Source organism: Aliiroseovarius sp. F20344 (assembly GCF_023016155.1).
Taxonomy (GTDB): Bacteria; Pseudomonadota; Alphaproteobacteria; order Rhodobacterales; family Rhodobacteraceae; genus Aliiroseovarius.
The window spans coordinates 290,390-310,548 of the sequence record NZ_JALKBG010000005.1 but is presented as its reverse complement, the minus strand read 5'-3'; the positions used below and the strand labels follow the sequence as shown (position 1 = coordinate 310,548).

At 56.9% G+C, this 20,159-nt stretch carries 19 protein-coding genes and 1 pseudogene; 10 read left to right on the top strand and 10 right to left on the bottom strand.

Annotated features, from left to right (window positions below):
- Positions 1 to 274 (bottom strand): annotated as a pseudogene (locus MWU55_RS05705) (signal recognition particle-docking protein FtsY); the annotation flags it as partial.
- Positions 275 to 377: 103 nt separating this feature from the next.
- Between MWU55_RS05705 and MWU55_RS05700 the strand changes: the two are divergent.
- On the top strand, positions 378 to 1,124 hold the full coding sequence (locus MWU55_RS05700; RefSeq protein ID WP_246934790.1) for a hypothetical protein: 747 nt from the start codon (positions 378 to 380) through the stop codon (positions 1,122 to 1,124).
- Here MWU55_RS05700 and MWU55_RS05695 read toward each other — a convergent pair.
- Both MWU55_RS05695 and MWU55_RS05690 read right to left on the bottom strand, forming a co-directional pair.
- Positions 1,121 to 1,756 (bottom strand): lysoplasmalogenase, encoded by a 636-nt coding sequence (locus tag MWU55_RS05695; protein ID WP_246934789.1) that lies wholly within the window; start codon positions 1,754 to 1,756, stop codon positions 1,121 to 1,123. The genes MWU55_RS05700 and MWU55_RS05695 overlap by 4 nt on opposite strands.
- Before the next feature lie 110 nt (positions 1,757 to 1,866).
- On the bottom strand, positions 1,867 to 3,552 hold the full coding sequence (locus MWU55_RS05690) for an NAD(P)H-dependent oxidoreductase subunit E (RefSeq protein ID WP_246934800.1): 1,686 nt from the start codon (positions 3,550 to 3,552) through the stop codon (positions 1,867 to 1,869).
- Positions 3,553 to 3,709: 157 nt separating this feature from the next.
- Here MWU55_RS05690 and MWU55_RS05685 point away from each other — a divergent pair, with 157 nt between their 5' ends.
- From MWU55_RS05685 to dtd, 9 genes are all read left to right on the top strand, one after another.
- On the top strand, positions 3,710 to 4,768 hold the full coding sequence (locus MWU55_RS05685; RefSeq protein ID WP_246934788.1) for an alkane 1-monooxygenase: 1,059 nt from the start codon (positions 3,710 to 3,712) through the stop codon (positions 4,766 to 4,768).
- 138 nt (positions 4,769 to 4,906) lie between these two features.
- Positions 4,907 to 5,038, top strand: coding sequence for a hypothetical protein (locus tag MWU55_RS16510; RefSeq protein WP_281501807.1), 132 nt, complete (start codon positions 4,907 to 4,909; stop codon positions 5,036 to 5,038).
- Positions 5,038 to 5,925 carry a 5-bromo-4-chloroindolyl phosphate hydrolysis family protein gene (locus MWU55_RS05680; protein WP_246934787.1) on the top strand — a complete coding sequence of 296 codons (888 nt, stop codon included), beginning with the start codon at positions 5,038 to 5,040 and terminating at the stop codon, positions 5,923 to 5,925. Before MWU55_RS16510 ends, MWU55_RS05680 begins: the two co-directional genes overlap by 1 nt.
- Positions 5,926 to 5,941: 16 nt before the next feature.
- A complete protein-coding gene (locus MWU55_RS05675) occupies positions 5,942 to 7,135 on the top strand; it encodes a toxic anion resistance protein (RefSeq protein ID WP_246934786.1) in 1,194 nt (397 codons plus the stop codon).
- A 31-nt stretch (positions 7,136 to 7,166) separates the two neighbouring features.
- Positions 7,167 to 8,132 (top strand): DUF2927 domain-containing protein, encoded by a 966-nt coding sequence (locus tag MWU55_RS05670; protein ID WP_246934785.1) that lies wholly within the window; start codon positions 7,167 to 7,169, stop codon positions 8,130 to 8,132.
- Positions 8,133 to 8,151: 19 nt separating this feature from the next.
- A complete protein-coding gene (locus MWU55_RS05665) occupies positions 8,152 to 9,258 on the top strand; it encodes an SPFH domain-containing protein (protein WP_246934784.1) in 1,107 nt (368 codons plus the stop codon).
- A gap of 69 nt (positions 9,259 to 9,327) precedes the next feature.
- Positions 9,328 to 10,443 (top strand): TFIIB-type zinc finger domain-containing protein, encoded by a 1,116-nt coding sequence (locus MWU55_RS05660; RefSeq protein WP_246934783.1) that lies wholly within the window; start codon positions 9,328 to 9,330, stop codon positions 10,441 to 10,443.
- 9 nt (positions 10,444 to 10,452) lie between these two features.
- Positions 10,453 to 11,133: a nitroreductase family protein gene (locus MWU55_RS05655; RefSeq protein ID WP_246934782.1), complete on the top strand. Its 681-nt coding sequence runs from the start codon at positions 10,453 to 10,455 to the stop codon at positions 11,131 to 11,133.
- The gene (dtd, locus tag MWU55_RS05650; RefSeq protein WP_246934781.1) at positions 11,130 to 11,567 is read left to right on the top strand and encodes a D-aminoacyl-tRNA deacylase; all 438 of its coding nucleotides are present in this window, start codon (positions 11,130 to 11,132) and stop codon (positions 11,565 to 11,567) included. The genes MWU55_RS05655 and dtd overlap by 4 nt, the downstream gene beginning before the upstream one ends.
- 21 nt (positions 11,568 to 11,588) lie before the next feature.
- Here the strand turns inward: dtd and MWU55_RS05645 are convergent, their stop codons facing one another.
- The 7 genes from MWU55_RS05645 to MWU55_RS05615 form a co-directional block, all read right to left on the bottom strand.
- Positions 11,589 to 12,521 (bottom strand): glyoxylate/hydroxypyruvate reductase A, encoded by a 933-nt coding sequence (locus tag MWU55_RS05645; RefSeq protein ID WP_246934780.1) that lies wholly within the window; start codon positions 12,519 to 12,521, stop codon positions 11,589 to 11,591.
- A complete protein-coding gene (rodA, locus tag MWU55_RS05640; RefSeq protein ID WP_246934779.1) occupies positions 12,521 to 13,666 on the bottom strand; it encodes a rod shape-determining protein RodA in 1,146 nt (381 codons plus the stop codon). The genes MWU55_RS05645 and rodA overlap by 1 nt, the downstream gene beginning before the upstream one ends.
- Positions 13,663 to 15,618 (bottom strand): penicillin-binding protein 2, encoded by a 1,956-nt coding sequence (gene mrdA / locus MWU55_RS05635; RefSeq protein ID WP_246934778.1) that lies wholly within the window; start codon positions 15,616 to 15,618, stop codon positions 13,663 to 13,665. The genes rodA and mrdA overlap by 4 nt, the downstream gene beginning before the upstream one ends.
- On the bottom strand, positions 15,615 to 16,154 hold the full coding sequence (locus MWU55_RS05630) for a rod shape-determining protein MreD (protein ID WP_246934777.1): 540 nt from the start codon (positions 16,152 to 16,154) through the stop codon (positions 15,615 to 15,617). The genes mrdA and MWU55_RS05630 overlap by 4 nt, the downstream gene beginning before the upstream one ends.
- Positions 16,151 to 17,092 (bottom strand): rod shape-determining protein MreC, encoded by a 942-nt coding sequence (gene mreC / locus MWU55_RS05625; protein WP_246934776.1) that lies wholly within the window; start codon positions 17,090 to 17,092, stop codon positions 16,151 to 16,153. Before mreC ends, MWU55_RS05630 begins: the two co-directional genes overlap by 4 nt.
- Positions 17,093 to 17,143: 51 nt before the next feature.
- Complete coding sequence (locus MWU55_RS05620) at positions 17,144 to 18,181, bottom strand: rod shape-determining protein (RefSeq protein ID WP_246934775.1); 1,038 nt, start codon at positions 18,179 to 18,181, stop codon at positions 17,144 to 17,146.
- A gap of 254 nt (positions 18,182 to 18,435) precedes the next feature.
- Positions 18,436 to 19,974 (bottom strand): 2-isopropylmalate synthase, encoded by a 1,539-nt coding sequence (locus MWU55_RS05615; protein ID WP_246934774.1) that lies wholly within the window; start codon positions 19,972 to 19,974, stop codon positions 18,436 to 18,438.
- Positions 19,975 to 20,159: the final 185 nt, after the last annotated feature.

Here is a 20,159-nt window from a genome sequence, read left to right as displayed (position 1 = left end):
CAGGCTCAGGCTCAGGCTCAGGCTCAGGCTCAGGCTCAGGCTCAGGCTCAGGCTCAGGCTCAGGCTCAGGCTCAGGCTCAGGCTCAGGCTCAGGCTCAGGAGATGCAGAATCTTCTACAGCAGTTTCGTCAACAGTCGCAGGTGCAGTTTCTTCCTCAATCGGCGCTTCAACAATTTCTTCTTCACCGCCATCTTCAACAATCGCCTCAAGCCCTTCTTCGAGTTTCGAAGAGGATTTGAACAACCGTTCCTTGAGTTTCTTGAAGAATGCCATGCGAGCGACCTTATACTGCTTTCCTTTCAACTAAGGCACAAAAGGGCAGGATGGAAGGGGTACCCCCCCTTCTAAACCTTCATGGAAATGATACACAGCGCACATGACCAATCATGACCGCCATTTTGACGACCCAGCCCTACAAACCCAGCTTGACCAGTTTCTTGCTGATCCGGATGCCCGGATTGCGCGGTTAGAGCATGACGGCCAGACATTCTGGGCCAAAAAGGCCGAAACCCTTTCCCTTCGCTGGCGCATTCAGAAGGGTGACCCGATGAAGGCGTTTCGCGCTGATGTGGCTGGGCATCACGCCTTTGCAAATGCAGGTGTGCCGGTGCCTGAAATCGTGGCCGAAGGCGAGAACTTCATTGTCACCACAGATTGCGGACCAACCCTATCCCATATTCTTGTGAAGCAATTGGGAACGGATGCGGAAAGATCAGAGGCCTTCAACGCGGCGGGCGTTGAATTGGCCAAAATGCATGCCAAGGGCCTGACCCATGGGCGCCCTGCGGTCAAAGATATGTGCTGGGATGGCCAGAACATCGCATTGTTGGATTTCGAACGCTATTTACCTGCGCGCAATACGGCCCGTGGTCATATGCACGACCTGATCATCTTCATCCATTCGATCTATGGCTTCGTGCCAAAGTACATTCCAGAAGCCGAGGCTGCAGCGGCGGGGTATCGCGACGCAGACACGTCAGGCATGTGGGATCGCGCGGCAGCATGGTGCCACAAGATGCGGTGGCTGGATCCGGTCACAAAACCGCTTCAATGGGGCAATCGTGTTGGCGCGATGGAGTTCAAGGCCATTCCCCTGACTCTCAAAACATTTGGCGTGCGCTAGGCCGCAAGCCCGCCCCAAAGGATCAGGCACTGCCCGGCGATATAGAAGCCCCAGATCGCATAGCCCGCTTTGAACCGGTGGTGATAGGTGTCGGACATCCGAAACAAGCTGATGGCCAGAATCACATCCGAGATGATGAACAATCCGGCCCCAATGACGGCCCAACCAAAAGGCAGCGCCAGCGCGCTCAGCCCCATGACGCCAATGATCAGCACATAGATCCGCACGGGCCATTGAAGGTGGCCGGTATGCGTGGCCAGCCACAGTTCGGTCGAGACCATCAGACCCACCAGCACAAGCGCTGGGATTGGGGCCGTGAAAAACACGTCATAGATTGGGGCGCCCGACAGACCAAGGAAGTGCAGGATGTAAAGCAGATGCGCCAAGGCAAAGGCAGATAGGCCATAAAGAAAAGGGCCATCCCCATCCCGCGACAGGCCAAAATCACCCAGCGCTGACAGGAACAACCCGGCCACCAAATAGGCTGCCCCCCCGCCCAAATACGCTGCAAGCGAGAAGGCCAGAAGCGGAATCGTCTTGATGATCGACCGCGGCCAAGTAGCAGTGCGTGATGTCAGCGGGAAATAGGCCAGCGAGATCAGCAAGCCGAGGATAAGGGGCAATTGGGTCATGTCTTTGCGTAGTCCAAATGGGTTAACGGCGCGTTGACCGCCGCCAACACGCATCCAGCCAACCCGCGCGCGTCGCGCCGGTCAAGCATGACGTAACCGCAATTGGAAGGTCAAACTTCGTCAGGGAAGTGCTTCATGGTAAGTCGGATCGGGTTCGGCGCCGCCTGCCCCAGACCACAGATCGACGCATCGACCATTGTCTGGCTCAGCTCTTCCAGCAGATCCTGATCCCACTTGTCCGCCTGCATCAACTTCACAGCTTTTTCGCAACCGACGCGACACGGGGTACACTGGCCACAGCTTTCATCTTCGAAGAAACGCAACATGTTCAGCGCGGCTTCTTTCGCGCTGTCCTTGTCGGACAGGACCACCACAGCTGCGGACCCGATAAAGGTGCCATGCGGCTGCAGCGTGTCGAAGTCCAGCGGGATGTCGGCCATCGACGCAGGCAGCAGGCCGGACGACGGACCTCCGGGCTGGTAAGCCTTGAAGCTGTGACCGTCAGCCATGCCACCAGCAGCCTCGATGATGTCAGTGATGGTCGATCCGGCGGGCAGCAGATGCACGCCCGGATTGGCGACACGGCCCGACACGGAATAGCTGCGCAAACCCTTGCGGCCGTTTTTCTCGACCGAGGTCAGGATCTCGGGCCCTTCTCGCATGATGCGAGCCACCCAATGCAGGGTTTCGACGTTATGGACTAGTGTCGGGCGGTTGAAGATACCCACCTGCGCCACGAAAGGCGGACGGTGACGTGGTTCGCCGCGCTTGCCTTCGATCGACTCGATCATCGCGCTTTCTTCGCCGCAGATATAGGCGCCCGCACCACGACGCAGGTCGATAAAGCCGGGGGTGACAATGCCCGCGTCTTCCAGCGCGGCGATCTCCTGACGCAGGATTTCTAGCACGGCGGGGTATTCGTCGCGCATGTAGATAAAGCAGGTCTCGGCCTCGACCGCCCAAGCGGCGATCAGCATGCCTTCCAGCATCAGGTGCGGGGTGCGCTCCAGATAGTAGCGGTCTTTGAAGGTGCCGGGCTCGCCCTCGTCACCGTTGACGGCCAGATAGCGCGGACCTTCATTGGCGCGCACAAAGCCCCATTTGGTGCCCGAGGGGAAGCCCGCGCCGCCAAGGCCACGCAGACCGGCGTTCAGAACGGTTTCTTGGACTTCTTTCCAGTCACCGCCATCGCGCAGCTCGGCCAGCTTGGCGTAACCGCCTTCAGCTTGATAGGCGGCCAGATCCTGATAGTCGGGGATGTGGGCGTGGGTGTCGTCGGATTTGATCGCAGCTACGGTCTTGTCAAACGTGGCGTGATCGATGTGGTTGTGGCCCAGCTCCAACACCGGAGCCGTATCGCAGCGCCCCATGCAAGGCGCACGCACGACGCGGATCTCGGATGCGTCCAGCCCATCCTCAAGCGCTTTCTGCAGTGCTTCGGCACCGGCTAGCTCGCAGGATAGGGAATCACAGACGCGAATGGTCAGCGCAGGCGGAGGCGTCTCGCCTTCTTTCACCACGTCGAAATGGGCATAGAAGCTGGCAACTTCGTAAATCTCGGCCTGACCGGTGCCCATTTCCTGTGCCAAGGCGCGGATGTGGTCGGCGGACAGATGGCCGTATTCATCCTGAATCAGGTGCAAAAACTCGATCAGCAGGTCACGACGACGCGGCCGATCACCCAGCAACGCTTGGATTTCTTCCAGCGCATCCATATTCAGCTGACGGCCTTTCGGCGTATGACGCCCTTTGCCTTTGCCCGATTTCCAGATGCCTTTTTTCTCGTCCAGCGCCATGCCGATCCCGCCTTGAACCTTGTGAAGAACGTCGCCAGCATAGCGCCACACGGTATCAGCATGCTATTCAAAAGCGACATGCGCATGACGGATTGCGTAGAACGGCAAATTCAAGTTTACATGCATACGCATAATGCAACGCGATCCGAGGTTTCAGATGTCACACCCCTTACGGTTCTTCGCCGTTGCGGCAGGCATCCCCGCTCTGCTGATCGCCGCCGCGTGCTTCTTTGGATACCTCTTTTGCATCGCGCTTATCCTGTACATGACGGCGATTGCCTTTGGCTTGGACCAAGCAATAACCCGTAATGCCCCGGTATTGGACGAAGATCAGATCGCGCGCGACGCCGATATGCTGTCAGTTGCCATCGCGATCTGCCATTTGATTGCGCTTGCTTTGGTGATCTTGGCCTTATCAGGACGCACAGGCCTTTCCGGATGGGAACGCGTCGGCCTGTTCTGGGGCGCGGGAATGTATTTCGGACAGGTTTCAAACTCGAATGCACACGAGCTGATTCATCGCGCTGATAAGCGCCTGAGAAGACTGGGTGTTTGGGTCTATATCTCGCTTCTTTTCGGCCATCACAGCTCAGCCCACCCAAAAGTGCATCACCGTTTTGTCGCCACACCAGACGACCCGAATACCGCGCAAGAGGGTGAAAGCTTTTACGCCTTCGCACCGCGCGCTTGGAAAGGGTCCTTCGTTGCGGGGTATGAGATGGAGATGCATGATCTGGAGCGTGCAGGTCGGAGCGCAATACACAATCCTTATGTCATCTATGTTCTGGGCAGCGTTGTAATGCTTATCTGCGCAACTCTGATTGGCGGATTTTTCGGGCTTATCAGCTACCTCCTGATCTGCGCCTATGCACAGATGCAGCTTCTGTTATCGGATTACGTGCAACATTACGGACTAGAACGTGCAGTCGACAGCGATGGCCGGTTGGAGCCTGTAGGCCCACATCACAGCTGGAATGCTCCGCATTGGTTTACGGCACATATGATGCTGAACGCTCCGCGTCATTCAGACCACCACGCACATCCGATGCGCCCCTATCCGGCGCTGCGCCTGCCGACCGCCCAAGAAGCGCCAATGCTGCCCTATTCGCTTCCCATAATGGCAACGCTTGCCCTGTCACCCACACTTTGGCGACGCGTTATGGGTCGCTCACTTCGTCGGTGGCGTGAACAGTCGGCGCTAGCACCGCAAGGCTGACCCTGTGATTTCCCGCCAACGGGGAGCCCGCCAGAGCATTCCCCCTTGTTTATCACCCATCTAAGCCTATTCTCAGTCTTGATTGGTTTTCGACGAGCTGACTGGCCATGATGACCATTCTGCACTGGAAATGTGCGGATGCTCTTTCGAAAACGTATTCGCCCGGTTCTGGAAGGGGGCCCGAACGTGTCTGAAAACGGACTACAGAAAACTGCGTTCTTTATGCTGCTCGCGCTGATCGTCTATGTCTCGATCATTGGAGGTGCGTAATGGCTCAGCGTTATGGTGGCGAATTTAGCCCCGGCGGGCAGCCGAAGGGCAAGACCCCTCCTCCACGTCGGCCTTTTGATGGGCAAGAGCCTGCCCGCAGTGCGGGTCGCGTGAACTTTCTATTCTTGGCCCCGCTACCGCTGGCGATCCGGGCGTTTTTCCAACCTCCAACGGAAATGGCTTTGACACTGGTGGCTTTCGGCTTGTTGATCGGCTCTGCCTGGTTGACCCGCGAAGGCGTGGTGGCACATCAAGCTTATGATGCACGCAAGATCGCGCGCCGACCTGCCCTACCCAGAAAGCTGTTCGGAACGGTTTTGATGGGTGCCGGGTTGGCACTGGTTGGATTTGCTGGCGGATCGGTCCTGAACGCGGTGATTTACGGCGCATTGGGCGCAGGCTTACATCTTGCTGCCTTTGGCCCGGACCCTATGCGCAACAAATCGGCTGAAGGCATTGATGAGTTTCAGACGGACCGCGTGGCACGCGCTGTTGGTGAGGCTGAGAAGCATCTGAACGTGATGCGTGACACCGTTGGCCGCATTCGCAACCGCCAAATCGAAGCCCGCCTTGATCAGTTTATTGCCACCGCCCGCGATATGTTCCGCACGGTAGAAGATGACCCGCGTGACCTGACATCGGCCCGAAAATATTTAGGGGTTTATTTGCTTGGTGCGCGCGACGCGACGACCAAATTCGTCGACATTCATCTGCGCGATCCACATAGCGGTGCACTTAACGATTATGAAAACCTGCTGGATGATCTCGAGGCAAACTTCGCCGCGAAAACCCGGCAGTTCCTGAACGATGATCGCAGTGATCTTGATGTTGAGATCGAAGTACTGCGAGAGCGACTGGCACGCGAAGGCGTGCGAACAGAAGATTAAGTACGAGGACCATTCCATGACCCAATCCACACGCGAGCAGGCGCAAGCCGCTCTGAAAGACATTGAAGCCGCAACTGCCGTCATTCTGCCCGAGCCTTCGAACGCTCTGGTTCCCTTGGCTGAGGCCGACAAACCAACCAGCGCCGAAATTCAAAAGCGCATGGACGAGATCGACATGGCCAACAGCCAGTCGATCATCGAGTTCGGCTCGGCTGCGCAGTCCGAACTTCAGGTGATCAGCCAGGACATGCTCCAAGGCGTGCGTAACAAGGATGCAGGTCCGGCGGGCGACAGTCTGCGCAATATCGTCACCACGATCCGTGGCTTTTCGATCAGCGAACTGGATATGCGCCGCAAGCGCAGTTGGTGGGAAAAGCTACTGGGCCGCATGGCCCCTGCCGCGAAATTCATGGCGCGCTATGAAACCGTACAAGGTCAGATCGACAAGATCACGGACAACCTTCTGAACCACGAGCATGTGCTTCTGAAAGACATCAAATCTCTGGACAAACTCTATGAGAAAACGCTCGATTTCTATGATGAGTTGGCGCTGTACATTGCCGCGGGCGAAGCCAAATTGACCGAGCTGGACGAAACCATCATCCCTGCCAAAGTGGCCGAAGTTGAGGCTGCCCCAGAGGAGCAAGGCGTCGTCAAAGCCCAAGAACTGCGCGACCTGCGTGCCGCGCGTGACGATCTGGAACGCCGCGTGCATGATCTGAAGCTCACGCGCCAAGTCACCATGCAGTCGCTGCCATCGATCCGTCTTGTGCAGGAAAATGACAAGTCGCTGGTGACCAAGATCAACTCGACATTGGTGAACACCGTGCCGCTTTGGGAAACCCAGTTGGCGCAGGCCGTGACCATTCAGCGCTCGGCAGAAGCTGCGGTGGCAGTGAAAGACGCCACGGATCTGACGAACGAGCTGCTGACTGCCAATGCCGAGAACCTGCAAGAAGCTAACCGTATGGTCCGTCAGGAAATGGAGCGCGGTGTCTTTGACATCGAAGCCGTGAAATCCGCCAACGCCACTTTGATCGCTACGATCGAGGAAAGCCTGGCAATTGCGGACGAAGGCAAAGCCAAACGCGCTGCTGCCGAGGAAGAGCTGATCAAGATGGAAGCTGAGTTGAAAGAGACTTTGGCATCAGCCAAAGCGCGAGGCACAGCTTCGGGTCACAATCTGGCCGAAAGCGTCTCGAACAGCTGATCGGGGCGACGAACCCAGAAGGTAAATATCTGTGAGCATATTTGCATTCCAGAACATCAAAGGGGCCGTCATTGCATTGACGGCCCTGACTGCTGCTGCAGCCTGCACCATGCAGACCGACACCCCTGCGCCACCCTCCCAGCGGCCGGCTACTGAGAAGCCTCTGGCTCAGCTTACTGCACCGGCTCCTACCGGGGGCAGCGCGTATTACAAGAACTACTATGCCAAGATCCAACACAGTCTTTTGGTCCATGACCAGCTAAGGCGGGATGGAGGCGGCCCAGACACGCCCTACACGGCCGAGATGTTGGCCCGCAACTTCGAACGCATCGCATTCAACAGCGAATACAGCACGATTGGCAATCGCCGTGTCTCGGAAGAGCGCGCTGTGAAATTGACTCGCTGGACCAAGCCCGTTCGTTACGCCCTGAATTTCGGGGAAGCGGTCCCCGAAGAGGACCGGGCCAAGGATCAGCAGACCTTTTCAAAATACGTGTCGCGTCTGGCGCGTCACACACGCCACCCGATCAGTGCCTCCCAAAGCGGCGCCAATTTCAACGTGTTCATCCTGACAGAAGATGAGCGGCGCAATTTCGGTGCTCAGCTGCAAAGCTTCGTTCCCGGCATCAGCCTGTCTGACCAGCGCGAGATCACCGGGCTTCGTCGTGATACGCAATGCGTCGTTCTTGCCGTTGATCGTGATGATGACAACCGGATCGAACGCGCTATCGCCGTCATACGGGCGGAACTGCCAGACCGGATGCGCACGGCTTGCTTGCACGAAGAAATGGCCCAAGGGCTTGGCCTGCCCAATGACAGCCCAGTCGCCCGCCCATCTATCTTCAACGATTCTGACGAGTTCGGGCTTCTGACCTCGCATGACGAACTGTTGCTTCAGATGCTTTACGACCGTCGTTTACGCCCCGGTATGAGCGCGGACGAAGCACGTTTGACAATCAACAAAATTGCTGCCGAACTTGTAGACGGCACTGTGTGACCCCAAGGAGGAATTAACCATGGGAATTCTAGATTTTCTAACCGGTGAATTCATCGACGTCATTCATTGGGTGGATGACACCCGCGACACGATGGTTTGGCGATTTGAGCGCGAAGACCACGAGATTAAGTACGGCGCGAAGCTGACTGTTCGCGAAGGCCAAGCCGCCGTGTTTGTACATGAAGGGCAGTTGGCGGATGTGTTCACGCCCGGTCTGTACATGCTCGAGACCAACAACATGCCGATCCTGACCACGATCAACCATTGGGATCATGGCTTCAAATCGCCCTTCAAGTCCGAGATCTATTACGTCAACACGACGCGTTTCAACGATCTGAAATGGGGTACCAAGAACCCGATCATGCTGCGTGATCCCGAATTTGGCCCGACCCGCATCCGCGCATTTGGCACCTATTCGGTGCGCGTTTCGGACCCGGCCCGTTTCCTTGTTGAAATCGTTGGCACCGATGGCGAATTCACGATGGATGAGATCAGCTATCAAATCCGCAACATCATCGTTCAGGCCTTCAGCCGTGTCATCGCAAGCGCGGGCATTCCGGTTCTTGATATGGCGGCCAACACCGCCGATCTGGGCAAAATTGTTGCTGCCGAAATCAGTGGTATCGTTGCCGAATACGGCCTGACGATCCCCGAGTTCTATATCGAAAACATATCGCTTCCGCCCGCCGTGGAAGAGGTGTTGGACAAGCGTACCTCGATGGGGATTGCCGGCAACCTCGACAACTACATGAAGTTCAACGCAGCCGAAGCCATGGGGTCTGAGAACTCGGCCATGGCGTCCTCGATGGGCGCTGGCATGGGGGCCGCAATGGGTATGGGCATGGCGGGTCAGATGACAGCACAGGCTGGACCTTGGGGCGCAGCCCCTGCCGCGGTTCAGACCCCTCCTCCGCCGCCTGTTGAGCACGTCTGGCACGTGGCCGAGAGTGGCAAGACAAAGGGCCCATATTCGAAAGCTGCGATGGGCCGAATGGCTGCAGATGGTGAGCTGACGCGCGATACCCACGTTTGGACCCCCGGTCAGGACGGTTGGATGCGCGCGGAAGATGTGGCCGAACTGGCGCAACTATTCACAATTCTGCCGCCCCCACCGCCCGGCGCATGATCAAGTATGGGCGGTCCACACGGGTCGCCCAACTGACCGAACATCAACACTTCACGAGGTTTTTCCCGGATGGCCTTTCCGCGCGAAGATACCCAGACGAATATCGAAGAGCACCGCTTTCCCTGTGATCAATGCGGCGCTGATCTTCGGTTTGATCCGGAACACAATCAACTGACCTGTGACCATTGTGGGTTCAAAGCTCCGATTGAAGATCGGCAAGCAGCCCAAATGGTCATTCGGGAGCTGGACCTGAAGCGCGCCTTGCGTGCCGACCTTCCGGATCACGAGTTGGAAGAAACCCGTGTTCTGACATGTCCAAACTGTGCGGCGCAGACTGAATTTGACAGCACAACACATGCCGCCGAATGCCCATTTTGCGCGACACCCGTCGTCACTGATACGGGCACTCATCGGCACATCAAACCCAAAGGGCTGGCCCCGTTCGAAATCGAAGAACGTGAGGCACGCAAAGCCATGACCGACTGGTTGGGGCGGTTGTGGTTTGCACCGAACGGATTGAAAGAATATGCCCGCAAGGGTCGCAAGATGACGGGCATCTACGTTCCCTATTGGACCTTCGATGCAGACACCAAAACCCGCTATGCAGGGCAGCGTGGCATCGTGCATGAACGCACCCGAACCGTCATGGTAAACGGCAAACGCGAACAGAAAACCACGCGCCATGTCCGTTGGACATCAGTCTCGGGTCGGGTCGCGCGGTTCTTTGATGACGTATTGGTCTTGGCGTCCAAAGGCTTGCCCAAGAAATACACCGATGCGCTCGAACCATGGGATTTGTCGCGGCTTGAGCCCTACCGCCCAGAATATTTGGCAGGCTTCCGGGCAGAGGGCTATACCATCGAGTTGGATGAGGGGTTTGCCGAAGCGCGTGATTACATGAACCGGATCATTGTGAGGGATGTGAAGTTTGACATCGGCGGCGATCGCCAGAGGATCTCGTCCATGGATACGGATATGTCCGATCTGACCTTCAAACACATCCTTCTTCCCGTGTGGCTTGCCGCCTACAAATACCGCGGGCGCACCTATCGTTTTGTGGTGAACGGTCAAAATGGCCGCGTTCAAGGCGAACGCCCGTATTCTGCCTGGAAAATCGCCTTTGCCGTCGTCTTGGGGCTGATAGCAGCAGGTATCATCGGCTATCTGTCCGCGCAAAGCCAATAGAAGGTGCCTATGGATCCCGATACGTTTGACGCGCTTCTGGGCGCCCGCCACTCCTGCCGCGCCTTCCGCGCGGATCCGATTCCAACACCGGTGATCGAAGAAATCCTGCTGTCAGCGCAGAAGGTGCCAAGCTGGTGCAATGCGCAGCCTTGGCAGGTCGAGGTCACCACCGCGTCCCAGACCGACCGTCTGCGTGATGCCTTATATGCCCATGCGCGTAGCAACGCGCAGACACCGGATGTGGACTGGCCCAGTGCCTATACAGGCCTGCATCAACGTCGGCGCAAGACCTGTGGGTCACAGCTTTACAAAAGCGTGGGCGTCACGCCCGGGGATCGTGCCGCATCCGGCCAGCAGATGTTAGAGAACTTCCGCTTCTTCGGGGCGCCGCATATCGCTCTAATCTCGGCTCCGGCTGAACTTGGCCCCTATGCCTATCTAGATTGCGGAGGCTTCGTGACCGGTTTCTGTCTGGCCGCCACTGCGCAAGGCGTGGCGACAATCCCGCAAGCCGCAGTGGCAGCCTTCGCGCCCTTCCTGCGCGACTGGTTTAACTTGCCCGAGGATCGCGTGATCCTATGCGGCATTGCCTTCGGGCGCCGCGACGAGGACCATCCCGCCAACAGTTTCCGCACCGGACGGGCAGATTTGGACGAATGGGTGCATTGGCATGGAAAGGACACTGAATGAGAGCTTTGATCCAGCGCGTCAGCGAAGCGTCCGTCCGCGTCGATGGCGTAACGGTCGGTGAAATCGGTCCGGGCCTTTTGGTGCTGGTCTGCGCCATGGAGGGCGACGTCGAGGCGAATGCAGATACGCTTGCTGCCAAGATCTCGAAACTGCGGATTTTCAAGGATGACGCGGACAAGATGAACCGGTCACTGCTTGATACCGACGGGTCCGCGCTTGTTGTCAGCCAGTTTACGCTGGCCGCCGATACCTCGCGCGGGAACCGTCCGGGATTCTCGACCGCCGCCCGCCCGGATGAGGGCGAACGCCTGTATGAATACTTCGCAGATCAATTGCGTGGGCACGGGATTGAGGTTGCGCAAGGCCAGTTTGGCGCCGACATGAAAGTGTCACTTCTGAACGATGGGCCAGTGACGATTTGGATGGAGTTCTAGACGCTCAAATAGCCGTAGGTCTTAGTAGCCAGCTTTCTTATCGACCAAATGCAAGAAAGGTTCCCTGGATTCGCCGCGACGAATGTTTTCTGCAATGACCTTGGCGGCGGTATCCGGTCGCGTATCAGAAGCGATATGCGGTGTGACCGTCACTTTCGGATGTGCCCAATACGGATCATCATCCGGCAGGGGTTCTACCCGGAAAACATCAAGCGTTGCATGCCCGATGTGACCCCGATCAAGCGCCTCAAGCAAAGCCTTGTCATCAATCAGCGGTCCGCGCCCTGGGTTGATGATCACAGCCCCTTCAGGAAGCATCGCTATGTGGTCTGCATCCAAGACATTCTCGGTGGCTTTTGTGGCGGGCAGGAGCAAAACCAGAATATCTGATGTTCGCAAAACCTGCTCCAACCCTTCATCACCATGAAGACAGGTCACACCATCAATTGCTTTCGCACCACGGCTCCACCCTGACACGGGGAAATTCAGATTGGTCAGGGCTTTGGCAGCAACGCGGCCCAGCTCGCCCAAACCCAGAATGCCAACACGCCGATCCCGAGCGAGCGGAGGGGCAAGTCGGCCCCAAGCAGGTTTCGTGCGATGGATATCCTGATCCATTTCAAGGTGATGGCGCAGAACGTGGCCCACGACCCATTCGGTCATACCTTCGCTGAGCCCTTGATCAACCATGCGTGTGTAAGGCTGCGTCAGGGTTCGATTGTAGACGATCCTTTCAACCCCTGCCCACAAGCCCAGAATGGCTTTGGTTCGGGTAAAAGGCGTAAAGTCTTGAAGCTCGCTGTTGGGATCGTAGATGATGTAATCCACCTGGTCCGCTGGGATGTCGCATGACAAGTTCGCGTCGATCTCGATCTCATTCAGGGCTTTGGTGATTTCATTCTGATAGACGTCCCAACGTTTGGGATTGCCCGCATAAAGAATGTTGATGCTCATCACTTTTGTCTCGCTCTGTGAACATGTGCGCTTTGGACCAGACCGAAGCCAACCAGCAAAACCAGCATGGCCGAGCCGCCATAGCTTACCATCGGCAACGGCACCCCGACCACTGGGGCAAGGCCCATCACCATGGACATGTTCACCGCAAAGAACAAGAAAAAGGTGACTGCAACGCCAAGGGTCAAAAGCGAGCTGAAGCGGTCTTTGTTTTGGAAAGCGGAGAATGCGCAAAACGCAAGAATGAGCACATAAAGGGTTAAAAGCGAAACGCCGCCTAAAAACCCAAACTCTTCCGCCAAAGTCGTGAAGATAAAGTCGGTATGCTTTTCGGGCAGGAAGTTCAGTCGCGATTGCGTGCCTTGCATAAAGCCGCGTCCGGTCCAGCCACCGGACCCCAAAGCGATCTTGGATTGCGTGATGTGGTAGCCCGCTCCCAGTGGGTCCGACGAGGGATCAAGGAACGTGTCGATCCGGCGGAACTGATAGTCTTTCAGAAGCTGCCATTCCGTACCCCGTGACATGAAAACAGATGTCACCAAGCCGACACCAGACGCAATGACCGCACCGAAATACCAAAGGCTAACCCCGGCAAGAAACATGATCACGCCCCCGCCTGTCACCAGCAGGATCGAAGTACCAAGGTCCGGCTGCCTCAAAACCAGAAGGGTTGGCAGCATGATCAAGATGAGTGGAATTAGCACCCAAAGCGGGCGCGAGACTTTCTTGATGTCCAACCAGTCATAGTAAGCCGCCAACATCATCACCAAAGTGATTTTCATCAGCTCGGAGGGCTGCAACCGCATGAATCCAAGGTCAATCCATCGTTGGGCGCCCATACCGGTTGTTCCGATGATCTCGACCAAAACCAAAAGGACCAGAGACACCAGATATCCAAGCCCTGCCATGTTGCGCCAAAACCAGATGGGCACCATGGCGATGATAAACATCATCCCCATGCCCAACGCAAAACGCTTCATCTGCGCCATCGCCCACGGGTCCAGATTTCCGCCAGCGACGGAAAACAGCATAAGAAACCCAACACTCGCCACGGCAGTCAAAAGCAAGACAAGTGCCCAATTCAGGTAGAGAATTTTACGAAACCCTGACGGAACATATTTTACGTTATATTCAAGATAGCTCATGCGCGCCCCTCGGCCGCTTTCAGGCGCTCGGCATGCGGCATCTCGAGCATCTCTTCGATGTCACGCTGACGGGACCGGATCGTCCCACGTTGGCTTGAGGGATATGCTTCAAGCGGAGGCTGACCCTCAAAATAGGTTTGCAACATGATATCGCGGGCAATGGGCGCGGCGGCTTTTGATCCGCCTCCGCCGTGTTCAACAACCACAGAAACCGCATAGCGCGGGTTGTCATGCGGCGCGTAACACACGAACAGAGCGTGATCGCGGCGTTCCCACGGCAAATCTTCGTTTCGCGTCACACCACGCGCGCGTTCAGCGGCGGTGATGTTGCGCACCTGGCTTGTACCGGTCTTGCCCGCCATGCGGAGTTCATCCCCGACGACTTTGGATCGTCCTGCGGTGCCGCGCCGTGCATTCACAACCTCGTACATGCCTTTTCGGATCGCTTCGAGGTTCGTGGTGCTGATTCCCAAATCCCCGTCATTGCGTATCTCGGTCTCGACCCCGTTGACGGATCGCACAAGCCTTGGATAGATCGCCTGCCCGGTTGCCAAGCGCGAGGTCATGACGGCCAACTGCAACGGGGAGGCCAACACAAAGCCCTGACCAATACCGGCGTTCAGGCTGTCACCCACAACCCAATCAGCTTGCCGCGCTTCGCGTTTCCAAGCTTTCGTCGGGATCAAACCCTTTGCAATGGCCGATAGCGGCAAGTCATGCCGTTCCCCCAGCCCAAGCTTGCGGGCCATGGCCGATATTTTTTCGATTCCAACCCTTTGCGCGATTTCGTAATAATATATATCGCAGCTTTCGCGCAGGCTTTTGACCAGATCAACTTGCCCGTGCCCCCCGCGCTTCCAGCAGTGGAAGTTTCGCGAATGCACCTCGACCCGACCAACGCAGCGGATGGTTTCATTCAGGTCGATAACGCCCTCTTCCAACGCGGCCAAAGCGGTGACCATCTTGAAGGTTGAGCCGGGGGGATAAGTCCCCTGCGCGGGCTTGGCCGCCAGCGGGCGATAGGGATCGTCCAAAAGGGTTTTGTAGTCAGCGCTAGAGATACCGCGCACAAACTTGTTGGGATCAAAGGTTGGGGCGGACCCGATAGCCAACACATCCCCCGTGATCGTATCCATCACCACTGCCGCCGCGCTTTCGCCCGCAAGACGCGCTTGCACATAAGCCTGAAGATCGGCGTCAATTGTCAGCTGAACATTGTCACCCGCGCGCCCTTCTTCGCGACCCAGCTCCCGCATCTCGCGCCCAACCGCATTGACTTCGACCTCACGTGTTCCTGCCGCCCCACGCAGATCCAGTTCCATCTTTGCTTCAACGCCGCTTTTGCCAATCTGGAAGCGCGGGATCTGCAAAAGCGGATCAGGGTCTTCCAGTTTCGACAGGTCATAATCCGATACGGGGCCGACATATCCTATCACATGGGCAAAATCATCTGCCCGCGGGTAGCTGCGGGAAAGGCCCACATCTGCCGTGATGCCGGGCAAGGCCGGTGCATTCACAGCAACCTCGGCCACGTCCTCCCATGCGATGCGATCCGCAACGGTGACCGGGACAAAGGGGCTGCGGCGGCGCATCTCATCCAATGCGCGCGTTACATCCTCATCCGAAATCCAAACGATTTTACGTAGGCGATCCAAGACCTGCTCGGGGTCTTCGGCATCTTCGCGGACCATAACAATGCGGTAGTTCTGTTCGTTCCCAGCGATCAGCACGCCGTTGCGATCATAGATCAGACCACGCGCAGGTGGGATCAGCTGAAACTTGACGCGGTTTTCTTCAGCAAGATCTCGGTATTCGTCAGCCTGTTCGACCTGCATGTAACGCATGCGACCAACCAACATGGCCGCAAAAGACACTTGAAGCCCGCCCAGCAGAAGACCACGCCGCGTGATTTTGCGTGCACTTGTTTCGGTATCTGCTGGGGACCGCTTCATGCTGCTTGGCTCCGAACGGGATCATCACCCGGTTGCAGCTTTTCGATCCCCAAAACAAAGACCGAGATGAACACAACAACGGGATAAACGGCGATCGTGGCTAGGAACTGCATGAGGGCACGGCCAAAGGGAATTTGGTCAACAAAGAACACCATCAGCAGAATTCTCTCCCCCAAAAGCATGGCCAGCAGCACAGCAGCGACGACGCCCATCTCTACCAAAAAGGGCTGCTCACGAAGGCCTGTCTCGCGGCGGCGAAGAACTTCCAAGCCAAGGACTGCAATCAACGCTCCGACCGCAGGTATGTCCTGAAACAGTAGGTCGGTCAGGAAGACTATAGCAGCCACAAGGAAAATCGGAACATAATCCGGGCGGCGGAGCATCCATGCCATGACGATCGCCATGAAGATGTCAGGACCGGGAAACCGTCCAGCGCTGAGGTCCAGAGGAAGAAGCCGCACAAATAGTAGCCCAACCGAGATCACGACCAGCAGGCTCCAAAACGCCCAGCGCAGCAAGGTAATGCGATCGGTCATTCCTCCTGCCCTTCTTCTGTGGTTTCCGGCGCGTGTTCCTCGCCGTCCGTGGCCGCCACAGGTATGGGCGGCGCAGCGGGGGTCGAGACGATCAGACTGCCCTCACCTTCGACCATCTCGCCCGGATGGCTACGTAGAACCCGCAGAAACTCTAAGCGTTCGTAATCGGCGGCCAAGCGCACGCGCAAACGACGGTCACTGCCCAAAGCCACATGCCCCACCAGAAGGCCTGCCGGGAACACACCACCATCACCCGATGACACGACGCGGTCTCCGGGGCGGACTTTCTCGGGGCTCTCCAAAAACTCGATCGGGGGCGCGGCCGAGTTGTCACCAACTAAAAGTGCGTTTTGACCGGACGGCTGCACCATGATCGGGATGCGGCTGTTGCTGTCGGTCAGTAGGATCACTCGGCTTGTTCGTTTTCCAACGCCTGAAATCCGGCCCGCCAGTCCAAGACCATCCGTTGCCGCCCAACCGTCTACAAGCCCGTCACGGGTGCCGATATTTAAAAGAACGGATTGGCGAAACGGGGATCCACTATCCGCCAGAACCACACCCGTCACATAGCTGAGCTGGGCGTCCAACCGAACGTTGTTCAGGTTCAAAAGCTGGGCGTTTTCCTGCTCTAACTGCAGGGCCGCTTCCTTCCACGCTTTCATTTGCTGAAGCTCGCGGCGCAGTTCCTGATTTTGTTCGTAGATGCGCGTGTAGGATTGGAAATTCTCAACCATTCCGACCATCTTCGTAACCGGCACCAACGCCCAATCAAAGCTGGGGACAACGGCGTCAATCAAGTTGGAACGGAAACGTTCAACCCTTGGGCTGTCGATCCGCCAGACCAGAAACACCAGAAACAAGCACAGCACCAACAGGCTGACAAACAGCCTGCGCAGTGGACGTGCATAGTCCTCCGTCTGGTTTGGTTTACGTGCCAATCTGGCCTCCGGTTACCCGACGGGCGCGCCCCACCGGCGGGGCAGACCCGATCAGCTGTCGTAGTCGATCACGTGGCGCAGTTGCTTTTCGAACTCCAGCGCCTTGCCAGTGCCCAATGCCACACAATTCAAGCTTTCATCTGCGACCGAGATGGATAGGCCTGTCTGCTCACGCAGGGCAAGATCCAGCTCGCCCAACAAAGCACCGCCACCAGTCAGCATGACACCGCGATCCACAATATCCGCGGCCAGATCGGGCGGCGTGGCTTCAAGTGCGGTCATTACGGCTTCGCAGATTTGCTGCACCGGTTCTGCCAGCGCTTCTGCGACTTGTGCCTGGTTGATCTCGGTTTCCTTAGGCACACCGTTCAGAAGGTCACGCCCACGAATTTGCAACGAGGTACCACGTCCATCATCGGGCATACGCGCAGCACCGATGGTGGTTTTGATGCGTTCAGCGGTGGTTTCACCGACCAGCAGGTTCTGCTGACGACGTAGGTAGCTGATGATCGCATCATCCATGCGGTCACCACCCACACGAACCGAGCGCGCATATACAATGTCACCCAATGACAGAACGGCGACTTCGGTCGTACCACCACCGATGTCCACAACCATATTCCCGGTTGGGTCAGTGATTGGCATGCCTGCTCCGATGGCCGCAGCAATGGGTTCGGCGACCAGACCAGCGCGACGCGCACCTGCCGACAGAACCGACTGACGAATGGCCCGCTTTTCAACCGGGGTCGCGCCATGCGGCACACAAACGATGATTTTCGGCTTCGAGAAGGTCGTGCGCTTATGCACTTTGCGAATGAAGTGTTTGATCATCTCTTCCGCGCTGTCAAAGTCAGCAATGACCCCTTCGCGCATCGGGCGGATCGCCTCGATCGAGCCGGGCGTACGGCCCAGCATCAACTTGGCGTCTTCACCCACGGCCAGAACTTTTTTCACACCGTCTTTGACGTGATATGCCACAACCGAGGGTTCGTTCAGAATGACGCCCTTGCCCTTCACGTAGACCAGCGTGTTCGCGGTCCCAAGGTCAATCGCCATATCCGACGAAAACAAACTCGAAAGCCCTACCATTTGGATGCCTATCCCGTTCAAATACCCTTCAGTGCCCGCGACTCCCCTAAGGAGCGGACCGGTGGATATATAAGCGTCCAAGCCTTGTGGTGAAAGCCCTAATGCAAACGGGCAAGCGGCTTATCGCCAAGAACCAAGGAAATTCATACATTTGGCGATAGAATACCCGCACTGTCCCGCATCGGGCTTTCACTTATCGAACCAAACAGCTCCCATACGGGCAAAAAGAATTTTGCCCGTATGGGTGTCTTCGATCAAACGCTCTCGGGTTTGGTCTTTTCGCGGCGCGTGATCAGGTTGTTCAGCGCGTTCACATAGGCACGAACAGACGCCAGAATCGTGTCGGTGTGGGACGATTGCCCACTTACGATCTTGCCGTTCTCTTCCATCCGAACCGACACAGTGGCTTGCGCATCGGTTCCTTCGGTCACAGCATGCACCTGATACAGCTGCAATTTTGCTTCATGCGGGAAGATCTGCTTCACGCAATTGAACGCCGCATCCACAGGACCATCACCTTCCGAGCTGACTTTGTGTTCAACCCCATCCACAGTCATGGTCAGGTCGGCAGTGTTCTTTTCTTCCGTTCCCGCGACCACATGCAGTGACTTGACCTGCAAACGGTCATTGGCGTCATCCGTTCCGTCGGTCATCAACGCGATCAGGTCGTCATCGAACACTTCTTTCTTCGTATCCGCCAATTCCTTGAAGCGCACAAAGACGTCCTTCAACTGGTTGTCACCTACATCAAAGCCCAGTTCATTCAGCTTGGCTTTCAATGCAGCGCGACCCGAGTGCTTGCCCAACGGCAACGATGTGCCGGACAAACCCACGTCTTCGGGGCGCATAATCTCGAAGTTCTCGGGGTTTTTCAGCATACCATCCTGGTGGATGCCGCTTTCATGGGCGAAAGCGTTTTTGCCGACGATGGCTTTGTTATATTGAACCGCAAAGCCCGAGACCTGCGCCACGCGGCGCGAGATGTTCATGATCTTCGTGGTGTCGATCTGGGTTTGATAAGGCATGATGTCGTTGCGCACTTTCAGCGCCATGACAACCTCTTCCAGCGCGGTATTACCAGCCCGTTCACCCAAGCCATTAATGGTGCATTCGATCTGGCGCGCACCTGCCTCGACGGCAGCCAAGGCGTTGGCGGTCGCCATGCCCAAGTCATTGTGGCAGTGGGTCGCAAAGATGATCTCATCCGCGCCGGGCACCTTCTCGATCAGCATACGGATCAGATCCGCACTTTCACGCGGCGCAGTGTAGCCCACCGTGTCTGGAATGTTGATTGTGGTGGCACCTGCCTTGATCGCGATCTCGATCACACGGCACAGATAGTCATGCTCGGTTCGTGTCGCATCCATTGGCGACCACTGGACATCATCCACCAGATTGCGCGCATGGCTGACGGTTTCATGGATCAGGTCAGCCATTTCATCCTGTGTCAGGTTCGGAATGGCGCGGTGCAGGGGCGAGGTGCCGATGAAAGTGTGAATGCGTGGCTTCGCGGCCTTGCGCACAGCTTCGGCGCAGCGGTCGATATCTTTGAAGTTTGCACGCGACAGACCACAGATGACAGAATTGGTCGAGCGCTCAGCAATTTCGGACACAGCCGCGAAATCACCTTCCGAGGCAATCGGGAAACCCGCTTCGATGATATCCACGCCCATCTCGTCCAGCATCTCGGCGATCTCAAGCTTCTCATCATGCGTCATGGTTGCGCCGGGACTTTGTTCGCCGTCACGCAAAGTGGTGTCGAAAATCAACACGTGATCCGAGGGTTTGTTCATTGTCTTATCTCTTTGATATGAGTGTCTTAGCCTAGGTAGCCCGTCATGTTGGGCTGGTTCGTGGCGCGGCTGGCGTGTCCCCTGAGCGGTCGCGCCATAACGGCACGCTCAGAGGCGGCTAAGAAGTAGCAGAAGACCCAGCGCGGGGCGGGAGTTGATAATATGTTTCTGCGTAACCATGCGCG